10 protein-coding genes are annotated in these 11,161 nt (G+C 68.0%); all 10 read left to right on the top strand.

Features of this window, described 5'->3' with window-relative positions; translation table 11 throughout:
* The first annotated feature begins 277 nt into the window (after nucleotides 1-277).
* On the top strand, nucleotides 278-1,846 hold the full coding sequence (locus tag ACN0RJ_RS06575; RefSeq protein ID WP_417723753.1) for a sugar ABC transporter ATP-binding protein: 1,569 nt from the start codon (nucleotides 278-280) through the stop codon (nucleotides 1,844-1,846).
* A complete protein-coding gene (locus ACN0RJ_RS06570; protein ID WP_417721869.1) occupies nucleotides 1,843-2,820 on the top strand; it encodes an ABC transporter permease in 978 nt (325 codons plus the stop codon). The genes ACN0RJ_RS06575 and ACN0RJ_RS06570 overlap by 4 nt, the downstream gene beginning before the upstream one ends.
* On the top strand, nucleotides 2,817-3,836 hold the full coding sequence (locus ACN0RJ_RS06565) for an ABC transporter permease (RefSeq protein WP_417723752.1): 1,020 nt from the start codon (nucleotides 2,817-2,819) through the stop codon (nucleotides 3,834-3,836). Before ACN0RJ_RS06570 ends, ACN0RJ_RS06565 begins: the two co-directional genes overlap by 4 nt.
* 47 nt (nucleotides 3,837-3,883) lie before the next feature.
* On the top strand, nucleotides 3,884-5,098 hold the full coding sequence (locus ACN0RJ_RS06560; RefSeq protein ID WP_417721871.1) for a sugar ABC transporter substrate-binding protein: 1,215 nt from the start codon (nucleotides 3,884-3,886) through the stop codon (nucleotides 5,096-5,098).
* 142 nt (nucleotides 5,099-5,240) lie between these two features.
* Nucleotides 5,241-6,290 carry a LacI family DNA-binding transcriptional regulator gene (locus ACN0RJ_RS06555; protein WP_417723751.1) on the top strand — a complete coding sequence of 350 codons (1,050 nt, stop codon included), beginning with the start codon at nucleotides 5,241-5,243 and terminating at the stop codon, nucleotides 6,288-6,290.
* 7 nt (nucleotides 6,291-6,297) lie between these two features.
* Entirely contained in the window at nucleotides 6,298-6,843 is a 546-nt protein-coding gene (locus tag ACN0RJ_RS06550; RefSeq protein ID WP_417721873.1) for a hypothetical protein, read from the top strand.
* A 32-nt stretch (nucleotides 6,844-6,875) separates the two neighbouring features.
* Entirely contained in the window at nucleotides 6,876-7,766 is an 891-nt protein-coding gene (locus ACN0RJ_RS06545) for an N-acyl homoserine lactonase family protein (RefSeq protein ID WP_417721874.1), read from the top strand.
* A 127-nt stretch (nucleotides 7,767-7,893) separates the two neighbouring features.
* Entirely contained in the window at nucleotides 7,894-9,204 is a 1,311-nt protein-coding gene (gene hisD, locus ACN0RJ_RS06540) for a histidinol dehydrogenase (RefSeq protein ID WP_417721875.1), read from the top strand.
* Nucleotides 9,201-9,962, top strand: coding sequence for an SDR family NAD(P)-dependent oxidoreductase (locus tag ACN0RJ_RS06535; RefSeq protein ID WP_417723750.1), 762 nt, complete (start codon nucleotides 9,201-9,203; stop codon nucleotides 9,960-9,962). The genes hisD and ACN0RJ_RS06535 overlap by 4 nt, the downstream gene beginning before the upstream one ends.
* A 121-nt stretch (nucleotides 9,963-10,083) precedes the next feature.
* Complete coding sequence (locus tag ACN0RJ_RS06530; RefSeq protein ID WP_417723749.1) at nucleotides 10,084-11,157, top strand: hypothetical protein; 1,074 nt, start codon at nucleotides 10,084-10,086, stop codon at nucleotides 11,155-11,157.
* The last annotated feature ends 4 nt before the right edge of the window (nucleotides 11,158-11,161 follow it).

Here is an 11,161-nt window from a genome sequence, read left to right as displayed (position 1 = left end):
AGCTCACCAAAAAGCTCTGACCCCGACACCCCGCACACCAAGGGCCCGCCAGTGATGGCGGGCCTTTTTCGTTCCGGGGCGCACGTAGGGGTCCCTGCAGGCGTAGGAAAAATATCCTCATCAATATGTTACGGAGACAAACTCACCCGTTCTGACTGAAGCCCTGTCTGGTCTTCGCCGGAAATGCTTGACGGAATCGGAAATGCGCGCTGTAAAGAGAACGTTCTCAGAGAACGTTCCCACAGGGAGCGTGACCTGGGCGACGGGAGGAAATCGAATGACGGAAACGGCAGGCAGCCCCGGGAGTCCGGGGGGCGGTGGCCCCTTGCGCGATCTGCGCGCCGCGGGGTTGAGAAAATCCTACGGGGCCACGGTCGCGCTGGAACATGCGGACTTGTCCCTGCCCGCGGGCGAGGTGCACGCGCTGCTCGGCGAAAACGGTGCGGGCAAGTCGACGCTGGTCAAGATCCTGACCGGCGCGGTGATCCCCGATCGCGGCGGGATGCAGCTTCACGGCGCCGGATACGTCCCCCGGTCGATCATCGAGGCGCGAGCCTCCGGCGTGGCGACGGCGTTCCAGGAACTGAGCCTCGTGCCCAACCTGACCGTGGCCGAGAACCTCCAGTTGCCGGCCCTGCGAAAGGGGCGCGGCGGGCTCGTCTCGCGGCGCCGCGGGCTGGAGGCCGGGCGCGAGATTCTCGACCGGCACGACCTGAGCCGGATCGACCCCGGCGCGGTGGTGCGCGCGCTGCCCCTCGCGGAGCGGCAGCGCATCGAGATCACCCGCGCCATCGAGGCGGCGGGGCGGGTGCTGATCCTCGACGAACCGACCGCCGCCCTGGCCGAAACCGACTGGCTGTTCGCGCAGATCGAAAAGGCCAAGGCGCGCGGCGTGGCGATCCTCTACATTTCGCACCGCCTGGCCGAGGTCCGCGCGATCTGCACCACGGCGACGGTGCTGCGAAACGGCCGGTCCATCGCCTCGGTCGGACTTGGAGAGGCGAGCGACAGCGACATCTTCGAGATGATGGTCGGTCATCGCGTCGGGCATGCCCGTCCGGCGCGGCGGCAGCGGGCGGATACGGCGGCGCGGGTTTCGGTCTCCGGGCTGGAGGGGCAGGGGCTGAACGGGCTGTCCTTCGATCTCGGGGCAGGCGAGGTGCTGGGCGTCGCGGCGCTGGAGGGGCAGGGACAGCGCGGGCTGTTCCGGATCATGGCCGGGCTTGCCGCGCCGGAGCGGGGCGAGATCCGCATCGACGGGCAAAGGGCCGTCTGCCGCAGCCCGCGCGAGGCGCTGGCGTTCGCCTCGGGACTTGCCTACCTGCCGGAAGAGCGCAAGACCGAAGGCATTCTCGACGGGCTCTCGGCGGCGACCAACGTCGTGCTGCCGTTCCTGCCGCGCATTTCGAGCGCAGGGCTGATCGGCCGGAAGGGCGAGGAAGCCGCCGCCGCCGAGGCCGCCGCGCGGGTCGAGATGAGCCCGCGCTACCTGTCCTTTCCCATCGGCGACCTTTCCGGGGGAAACCAGCAGAAGGCGCTGATGGCGCGCACGCTGGCGACCGGGGCGCAGACGCTGTTGCTCTTCGATCCCACGCGCGGCGTCGATGTCGGCACGAAGGAGGCGATCTATGCCGCGATCCGGGCCTTCGCGGACCGGGGCGGATCGGTGCTGTTCTATTCCTCGGAACTGCCGGAAATCGTGCAGCTCGCCGACCGCTGCCTCGTTCTCTACGGCGGCCGCGTCTTTGCCGAGGTCGAGGGCGGAGACATCGCGGAGCACCGGCTGGTGGCGGGCATGATCGGCCACGCGGTCCCCCCGAGCGCATCCAGGGAGGTCGCGGGATGAGCGGAACGACGATGCAGGCGCCGCGGTCGTCGCCGCTCTGGCGGCTGACGCAGGGCGCGGGGATGATCGTGCTGATCTACCTGGGGCTTTACGCGCTCTACGGCTGGCTTCAGCCGCGCGCGCTGGAACCCTACGGCATCGCGGCGCTGATGAACAACACCGCGCCGCTGGCGCTGGCCGCCGCCGGGCAGACGCTGGTGGTGCTCAGCCGGGGGTTCGACCTGTCGCTGGCCGGGGTGATCTCGATCTGCAACGTGGTGCTCGCGGTCCATCCGCTCGAAGGGCCGGGCGGCGCGGCCGCCTCGGTGCTGATCTGCCTCGCCATCGGCGCGGCGGTGGGCGCGGTCAACGGCATCCTCGTGGCGCATCTGAAGCTGCAGTCCATCGCCGCGACGCTGGCGACCATGATCATCTGCCAGGGCATCGCGCTGGTCATCCTGAATGCGCCGGGCGGCTACGTGGCCGAGTGGATCAGCTACGAGATGACCGACCGCCTGTGGAAGGTCATCCCCGTGTCGGGCTTGGTCATCGCCGTCGTGACGGGGGTCTGGCTGATGATGCGGCGGACGGATTTCGGCGTGGCGATCTATGCCGTCGGCGCGGACGAACACGCCGCAGCACTTTCGGGGATCGACGTGCGCTCGGTCCGGTTCCGCACCTTCGTCGCGGCGGGCATGCTCTACGGCCTCGCCGGCTTCATGCTGAGCGCGCAGACCGCCACCGGCAACCCGACCTCGGGCACGCCGTTGCTGCTGCTGTCCTTTGCCGCCGTCGCGCTCGGGGGCACGTCGCTGTCGGGCGGACGGGGCGGGCTGTTCGCCTCGATCATGGGCGCGGCCACCCTGACGCTGCTGCAGAAGGTGCTGTTCTCCAGCGGGGTGTCGTCCTTTTACACGGGCATGTTTCAGGGCGTCGTCCTGATCCTTGCCGTGGTGTTCAGCGGGGTCCTGTCACGGATCGGAGAGGGAAAATGACCATGGCGGATGAAACCCCCGGGGGCCGGTTCACGCAGGGCGGCGACACCCGGCGCAGCGCACGGATCAGCCGCGAGACGATCTCGACCGTCACCGTGGCCGTGCTCTGCGTGGCGCTGCTGCTGGGCGCGCGCTTCATCAGCCCGTCGCTGGGCAGCTGGTCGCAGGTGGAAACGGTGCTGGTGCTCGGCTCGTTCCTGGTGGTGCTGTCCTTCGGGCAGGGGCTGGTGATCCTGACCGGCGGGCTCGACCTGTCGCTGCCGGCGGTGATGACGCTGGGCGGCATCCTCGCCACCAACTGGGTGGGGGCGACGGACCCCTCGGCCTGGTATCTCCTGGTGGTGGTGCTGGCGATCTGCGGCGGAGTCGGGCTGATCTCGGCCATCGGGATCATCTGGCTGGCGGTGCCGCCGTTCATCATGACGCTGGCGATGTCGATCATCACCTCCTCGGCGCTGCTCGGCTACACCCGGGGCACGCCGCGCGGCGGCGCTCCCGAGGCGGCGACGGCGCTGATGAAGGGCGCGGCCTTCGGCCTGCCGATGCCGGTGCTCTTCGTCATCGCCTTCGTGCTGCTCGGCTGGCTGTTCCAGAGCCGCTCGGTCTGGGGGCGCTACCTCTATGCCGTCGGCACCAATGTCGAGGCGGCGCGCATCGCGGGCGTTCCGGTCGTCGCCGCGCAGACGCTGCCCTACGTGGTCAGCGCGATCTGCGCCGGGTTCGTGGGCATCATGCTGGTGGGCTATTCCAACGGTGCGACGCTGCGCATGGGCGACAACTACCTGCTCCCCTCCATCGCGGCGGTGGTCATCGGCGGCTCGTCCATCCTCGGCGGGCGAGGCACGTTCCTCGGCACCGTGGGGGGCGCGATCCTGCTCACCACGCTCGGCACCATCATCTCGGCCATCGGGCTGGAATTCGGCCTGCGCACCATCATCGAGGGCTCGATCGTGCTGATCGCCCTGCTGCTGCTGCGCGAAGAACTCTTTCAGAAGCTGGGGTCGCTCTGGCGCTAGCCCGCGCGGACACCCGGAAAAATGGTCCACCAGAGGAGGATACGACCATGATGACGAACACCCTGAGAAAGGCGGCCCTGGCCGGCCTGCTCGGCGCCACGGCGCTGGCAGCGCTTCCGGCACAGGCGCAGGACGGAAAGAAGTTCAAGATCTACCTCAGCCTCAGCTATTCCGGCAACGCCTGGCAGTCCGAGGCCGCCAACATCGTCAAGGCGCTGGCCGCGACGCCGCCCTACAACGACATGGTCGAACTGACCGAGGTCATCTCGGGCACCGATCCGCAGGCGCAGATCTCGGCCTATGAAAGCATGATCGACGAGGGCGCCGACGGCATCGTCAGCTTCCCGATCTCCTCGACCGCGCTGAACCGCACGATCAAGCGGGGCTGCGACGAGGGCGTGCTGTTCTTCATGTACGACGCCACCGTGACCGAAAGCTGCGCCTACAACGTCAGCTACCTGTCCTCGGGCTTCGGCGAGAACACCGCGCAGGCGCTGGTCAACGAACTGGGCGGCAAGGGCAAGATCTTCCTGTCGCGCGGGGTTCCGGGCAACTCGGTCGACCAGCGTCATACCGACGGGGCGATGCACGTCTTCTCGCAATATCCCGGCATCGAGGTGGTCTCGGAATACTATTCCTACTGGGATGACCGCACCACGCAGCAGGAAACCGCCAAGGCGCTGGCGGCGCATCCCGATGTCGACGGCATCTGGGCGCAGGCGGGGGAATACGGCGCGATCCAGGCCATGCTCGACGCGGGCGACAAGCTGGTGCCGATGACCGGCGAGAACTCCGCCGGCTTCCGCCTGGCGCTGGCGGATCCCGACATGCAGGCCAAGGGGCTTGCGGGCGTCTCGGCGGGCTCGCCCCCGGCGCAGGCGGGCTATGCCTTCAAGATCATGATGGAAATTCTCACCGGCAAGCGCGAACTCGAACCGATGAACATCGAATACCCGCTGCCCTGGGTGCCCGCCGACACCGTGAAGGTCTGCGAGGGCGACGCCTATACCGACGGCTGCAACGTCTTCCCGCCGGAAAAGGTGCCCACCTCCTTCGTCTCCGAGGTGCTGAGCCCGGAACTGCTGCCGGAGGTCAACGTGGAATCCGCGCTGAACGGCACTCCGGTGGAGGGCGCGACGATCCAGCCGCTGCCCGCAGACATCCTTGAGGCCGGCAACGAACCCGGCATCAACTGCGGCCGCTGCGAGGCGCCCGACGACCTCTACAAGCTGACCAAGATCGAAGCGACCGTTCAACCCTGATCCCCGGACCCCCTCCGGCCGGGCGTTCCGGCCGGAGGATGCAAGGAAAGTGACGCAATCCGTGTTCTCCCGTGCAATTCTTCCGTCCCGATGGCATGAGGCCAGGCCAGTGAATGCAGCCCGGAAACACGACAGGACAACCATGGTGAGCGATCAGAAACGAGTCAGAGGACGCAGGGTGACGGTCAAGGATCTTGCCCGGGATCTGGGCATGTCGGTATCCACCGTGTCGCGCGCCTTCTACCCGGATGCCGTGATCGCGGCAGAGACCCGCAAGACCGTGCTCGAACGCGCGGCAGAGATCGGCTACCGCCCGAACCCCTTTGCCCAGAGCCTCATCACCAAGAAGACGCAGATCGTCGGCATGGTGGTCTCGGACCTCACCAACCCGTTCTATCCGGAGGTCATGGCCGATCTCACCGGGCTCCTGCAGGGGGCGGGCATGAACGTGATGCTGGCCGCCGCCAACCAGGCCGACAAGACCGACGAGGCGGTCGAGCTGCTGCTGACCTACCAGCCAGACATGGTGATCGTGCTGGCCACCAACCTCGATTCCCACGCCCGCGAGAAATGCGAAAGCGCCGGGGCGCCCTGCATCTTCTTCAACCGCCTTTCCGCCGACGGGGCGGGTTTCGGCATCTCCTGCGACAATGTCGAGGGCGGCAGGCTGGCCGCCGATCACCTGATCGACCGCGGCCACCGGCACCTGGTCTATGTCTCGGCCTTTCCCGGCGCCTCGACCAATGTCGAACGCCAGCGCGGCTTCTGCGAGCGCGCGGTCGAGCGCGGCCTGTCCGCGCCGCAGGTGATCGAGGCGGGGTTCTTCACCTATCACGCGGGTTATGCGGCGGGGCTTGCCTCGGCCGACCTGCCGGGGCCCATCGACGGCGTGTTCTGCGCCAACGACATCGTGGCCATCGGCTTCATCGAAGGCGTGCAGGAGGGGCGGGGCCTGCGCGTACCCGACGACCTCTCGGTGATCGGCTTCGACAATATCGACATGGCGGGCTGGCCCTCGCACCGGCTGACCACCGTGGCACAGCCGCTGTCCGAGATGATGGAGGCGACCGTGACCCTTGCCCGCGATCTTGCCACCGACCGCCAGCTCGAACCGCGCGTCATGCGCCTGACGCCGGGCGACCTGGTGGTGCGCAACACCACCCGCGACCGTACCGCCGACCCCGAGGAGTGATCCCGCGATGAAAGACGATCTTTTCAGCCGCCTCGCCACCGTGCACCGCCCCGATTGCGCGATCTTTGCCGATGGTCCCGCCCCGGCGCCGGTGCCCGACCCGGAGACCATGGCGCGGGACTTCGGCTCCGATGCCGCCGCGCGCTACGCCGCGGCCTGCCGGCCGCTCTACGAGGACCTGCGCCGCGTGGTCGGCCAGCTTGCCGGTCTGTTGATCCTCGCGCAGCTCACCACCAGGGCCGAGGTGGCCGACCTCGACGAGCTGTCAACCTGCCGCGCCCGCTGGCAGCAGGCAACCGACCGCCTGGTCGGTCTTGCCGTGCCCGCGCCGCTGCAACCGCACCTGGATCAACTGAGGGCCGCGCTCGATTTTTCGGGTCAGGCGGTGAGAACGTTCTCAGACCTGCGCCCGCATGGCGACAACACCGCCGCCTTCGACCGGATCGCGGCTTCCGTGCAACGCGCCTACGCGCATCTGCGCGCGGCCAGTTCCGACCGCGCCGGGCTCGAGATGGTGGATCTCGCCCATGCCTGCTGTTCCTGCGGGCGCTGAACGGATTTCGAAAACCAAGGGAGGAAAGTGAAATGGCCGATTATTCGATCTGGGTATGCGAATATTCCTACGTGGCGGATTATCACAAGAGCGGCGTGCTCTACGGGGCGCACAACCAGGGCTACGTGAAGCTGCCCTACTGCTACGTGGTCATCAAGGGCCGCGATCACGTCGCCATGGTCGACGTGGGCTACAACGACAAGGACTACGGCAAGGTGCTCGGCGACCGCTTCAAGGTCGAGAACTGGCACGATCCGAAAACCGTCATGTCCGAAATCGGCATCGCGCCCGAGGATGTGGACACCTGTTTCATCAGCCACGCCCATTTCGACCATTTCGGCAATGTCGAGGCCTTCCCCAACGCGAAATTCTACATCCAGGAACGCGAGATATCCAAATGGGTCTGGGCCATGTCGCTGCCCGACCGGCTGCGCTGGATGATGGTCGCGGTCGATCCCGGCGACATCGTGCGCGGGGTGGAACTGGCGCGGGACAAGCGGCTGGTGACGGTCAACGGTGCGCTGGCCGACGTGCTGCCGGGGATCGACCTGCACCCGGCGGACGACAGTCACACCTGGGGCTCCATGTGGGTGACGGTGCGCAACGACGGGCAGGCGCCGTCGCAGGACACCTGGGTGCTGGCGGGCGATCTGATCTACGTCTTCGAGAACATCAAGGGTCCGGGCGACGCGGTCGGGGAGCGCGAGATCTACACCCCCGTCGGGCTTGCCGTCGGTTCCCAGGCCAACCTCGTGCTCGCCACCGAGGAGATGATGAAGCAGGTCGACTACGACGATCACCGCATCATCCCCGTGCACGAAGAGCGCATCCGCGACACCTTTCCGTCGCGCATCACCGACAAGGGCCTGCGGATCACCGAGATATGCCTCGCCGACGGCGAACCCTCCAAGGTCGCGGGCTGATCCCCGCGCGTCGCGCCTTCGACACCGGCGCCGCGCGGTGTCGCCCTTCGCAGCCCCAACAGGCTCGTCCCCTGATGCCGGACCGCCGGTCCGGCCCCCTTTGCCAAACGCCACAAGGAACAGCACAATGGCCATCACCCATCTGAAACGCGGCAAACCCTCGGACGAACGCTCGCAGGACGATGCCCGGGTCCGCGAGACCGTCGAGGCCATCCTGAGCGACATCGAAGCCCGCGGCGACGCGGCGGTGCGCGAGCTGTCCGAGACGTTCGACAAGTATGCGCCCGCCGCTTTCCGCCTGACGCAGGCGGAGATCGACGCCCTGATCGCCCGCGTGTCGCCGCGCGATCTCGACGACATCAGGTTCGCGCAGGCGCAGGTGCGCAACTTTGCCGAGGCACAGCGCGCCTCGATGACGGATATCGAGGTCGAAACCCTGCCGGGGGTCATCCTCGGCCATCGCAACATCCCGGTGCAGTCGGTGGGCTGCTACATTCCGGGGGGCAAGTTCCCCATGGTCGCCTCGGCGCATATGTCGGTGCTCACGGCCTCGGTCGCGGGGGTGCCCCGCATCATCGCCGCGACCCCGCCGTTCAAGGGCGAACCGAACCCGGCGGTGATCGCCGCCATGCATCTGGGCGGCGCGCACGAGATCTACGTGCTGGGCGGCATCCAGGCCATCGGCGCCATGGCGCTGGGGACCGAAACCATCGCACCCGTCGACATGCTGGTCGGCCCCGGCAACGCCTTTGTCGCCGAGGCCAAGCGCCAGCTCTACGGCCGGGTCGGGATCGACCTCTTCGCCGGCCCGACCGAGACCATGGTCATCGCCGACGACACGGTGGATGCCGAACTCTGCGCGACGGACCTGCTGGGGCAGGCCGAACACGGCTACAACTCGCCCGCCGTTCTGGTCACCAACAGCCGCAAGCTGGCCGAGGCCACCCTGACCGAGATCGACCGCATCCTCGCCATCCTGCCGACGACCGACACGGCGACGAAAAGCTGGGAGGATTACGGCGAGGTCATCCTGTGCGATACCCATGACGAGATGCTCGAGGTCGCCAATGACATCGCCTCCGAGCATGTGCAGGTGATGACCGACCGCGACGACTGGTATCTCGAGAATATGCACTCCTACGGCGCGCTGTTCCTCGGGGCCCGCACCAATGTCGCCAACGGAGACAAGGTGATCGGCACGAACCACACGCTTCCCACCAAGAAGGCGGGGCGCTACACCGGCGGGCTATGGGTCGGCAAGTTCCTGAAAACGCACAGCTATCAAAAGGTCCTGACCGATGCGGCGGCGACCATGATCGGTGAATACGGCTCGCGGCTCTGCCTGCTCGAAGGCTTTGTCGGCCATGCCGAACAGTGCAACATCCGGGTGCGCCGCTACGGGCACAGGAACGTCCCCTACGGCGAGGCGGCGGAATGAGCGCCGCCGCGCATCCCTTTCGGCTGGACGGCAAGCGCGCGCTGGTCACCGGCGCGGGGCGCGGCATCGGCCGCGCCATCGCCCGCGCGCTGGCCGAGGCGGGGGCCGAGGTCACGCTCTGCGCCCGCAGCGCCGCCGAGATCGGTGCGGAGGCGGAGGCCCTGCGCGACGCGGGCCACCGCGCCGAGGCGCTGGAGGCGGATGTCACCGACATCGCGGGCTTTGCCGCGCGGGTGGCCGCGCGTCCCGCCTTCGACATCTTCGTCAACAACGCCGGCACCAACCGGCCCAAGCCGCTGGCCGAGGTGACGCCCGCCGATTACGACGCCGTGCTGGGTCTCAACCTGCGGGCCGCCGTCTTTGCCGCGCAGGCGGTGACCGCGCGGATGATCGCGGCGGGGCAGGGCGGGGTCGTCATCAACATGTCCTCGCAGATGGGCCATGTCGGGGCCGCCGGCCGCACGCTCTACTGCGCGTCGAAATGGGGCCTCGAAGGCTTTACCAAGGCGCTGGCGGTGGAACTTGCGCCGCACGGCATCCGGGTGAACACCATCTGCCCGACCTTCGTCGAGACCCCGATGACCGAACCGATGTTCCGCGACGAGCGCTTCCGCGCCGAGGTTCTGTCCAGGATCCCGCTGGGCCGCATCGGGCAGGTCGCCGACATCGCCGGGGCGGCGGTGTTCCTGGCCTCCGGGGCGGCGACCCTGATGACCGGCAGCGCGATGATGCTCGACGGCGGCTGGACCGCGCTCTGAGGATCGCGGGGAGCGCCGGCGCACCCTCATAGGGAGAGTTCCGTCTCAAGGTTAACCTTGCGGAATGCCGCCCGTTTGCGCAGACTACGCTCGTATTTCAGGATGCGGCGGAGCATTTGCAATGTCCTTTTTCGAAGCCCTGGACGACTCCGACCTGGTGCTCGACGCCTTGCCCGATGCGGTGACGGCCAGTCTCGACGTCCGCAATGCCTCTCTGCAATCGCTGTCGGTCAGCGGCCATCGCGGGCTGGAATTCATCGTCAGCGACCTGCGAAGCTGGCGGCCGCGCAGCGCGCTGCGGGTGGCCTTTCTCGACGGCGACCAGGATCTGCACGGCGACATCGCCCACGTGGCGGGACAGATCGGCACGGTCTGCGGCATGACGCTGGATTTCGGAGAACTCGCCGACGGGAGCTTCCGCCGCTGGAGCGAGGCCGACACGGACCATGCCGCCGACATCCGGGTGAGCTTCGACAAGCGCGGGAATTTCTCGCTTGTCGGCACCGACAGCATCGACGTTTCGGTCGGGGATGCCTTCGGCACGGTGGGCGGGCGGCCCGGCCAGACGAGCCTGAACCTCGGCGGGTTCGCGGTGAAACGACCGGCGGGCTGGCGCGGCACCGTTCTGCACGAATTCCTGCATGCGCTCGGGTTTCACCACGCCCACCAGAACATGCGCGGCCCCTGTCAGGCCGCCTTCCGCTGGGAGGATGACGAGGGCTACCAGCCCTGTCGCGACGGTGTCGGGCGCTACATCAGCGATCGCGATGGCCGCCGCCCCGGCATCTATACCTATCTTGCGGGCTATCCCAACCACTGGGACCGGGCCAAGGTCGACCGCAATCTGAAGACCGAGGAAGATCCCGCGGTGATCGCCGGCCCGTTCGATCCCGCCTCGGTCATGCTCTACCGCTTTCCGCCGCTGTTCTACCGCACCACCCCCAGCGCCTGCGCGCCGGTGGGCGACGGCCAGACCCTGAGCGAAGGCGACATCCGCGGGTTGCAACTGCTCTATCCGCCCCACGACGGCGGCGCCGGGGCCGAGGCCTATCTCGCCTCGCAGAAGGCGCTGCTCGGGGCGCTCGACGCGGCAGAGGCGCATGTCGCGGACAACCTGGAAACCCCGGGCGGCGCGGCAGGTCTGCCGGTGCTGCGCAGCGCCGCGCAGGTGCTGCGCCGCAAGCTGGACGGGTAGGGGG

The sequence above is a fragment of the Salipiger sp. genome, assembly GCF_048261495.1.
In the GTDB taxonomy this organism is placed as follows: Bacteria; Pseudomonadota; Alphaproteobacteria; order Rhodobacterales; family Rhodobacteraceae; genus Salipiger.
Note: the sequence above shows the minus strand (reverse complement) of the source record. Positions and strands in the feature narration are given on the sequence as shown.